The organism is Roseovarius sp. MMSF_3281, from assembly GCF_030733685.1.
Lineage (GTDB): Bacteria > Pseudomonadota > Alphaproteobacteria > Rhodobacterales > Rhodobacteraceae > Roseovarius.
Genome location: NZ_JASHIM010000061.1, coordinates 1 through 1,049 on the forward strand (window position 1 = coordinate 1; position 1,049 = coordinate 1,049).

Here is a 1,049-nt window from a genome sequence, read left to right on the forward strand (position 1 = left end):
TATGACCAGATTGACGGCGCGCCGGAAGAGAAGGCCCGCGGGATCACGATTTCGACGGCGCACGTCGAGTACGAGACCGAGAACCGCCACTACGCGCACGTCGACTGCCCCGGCCACGCGGACTACGTGAAGAACATGATCACCGGTGCGGCGCAGATGGACGGCGCGATCCTGGTTGTGAACGCGGCCGACGGCCCGATGCCGCAGACGCGTGAGCACATCCTGCTGGCCCGCCAGGTTGGCGTGCCCGCGCTGGTGGTGTTCCTCAACAAGGTCGACCAGGTGGACGACGAGGAACTGCTGGAACTGGTGGAAATGGAAGTGCGCGAGTTGCTGAGCGACTACGACTTCCCGGGCGACGATATCCCGATCATTGCCGGTTCGGCCCTTGCGGCGATGGAAGGCGACAAGCCGGAAATCGGCGAAGAGAAGATCAAGGAACTGATGGCGGCCGTGGATGACTATATCCCGACCCCTGAGCGTGACGTTGACAAGCCCTTCCTGATGCCGATCGAAGACGTGTTCTCGATCTCGGGCCGCGGGACCGTTGTGACCGGCCGTGTCGAGCGTGGCGTGATCAACGTGGGCGACGACATCGAGATCGTCGGCATCAACGCGACCAAGAAGACGACCTGCACCGGCGTTGAAATGTTCCGCAAGCTGCTGGATCGCGGTGAAGCGGGCGACAACATCGGCGCACTGCTGCGCGGTGTCGACCGTGACGGCGTTGAGCGTGGGCAGGTTCTGTGTAAGCCGGGTTCGGTGACGCCGCACACCAAGTTCGAGGCCGAGGCCTATATCCTGACCAAGGAAGAGGGTGGCCGTCACACGCCGTTCTTCGCGAACTACCGTCCGCAGTTCTACTTCCGTACGACCGACGTGACCGGCACCGTGACGCTGCCCTCGGGCACCGAGATGGTGATGCCGGGCGACAACCTGAAGTTCGAGGTTGAACTGATCGCGCCGATCGCCATGGAAGACGGGCTGCGCTTCGCCATCCGCGAAGGCGGCCGCACCGTCGGCGCCGGCGTCGTGTCGAAGATCATCGA

Annotated in this window: 1 protein-coding gene; it reads left to right on the top strand. The window is 63.6% G+C overall.

All coding sequences use genetic code 11. The features are described from left to right. Positions 1-1,049, top strand: a 1,049-nt coding sequence (gene tuf, locus RBB32_RS21305; RefSeq protein WP_306155765.1) for an elongation factor Tu, incomplete at both ends; no start/stop codon positions are given.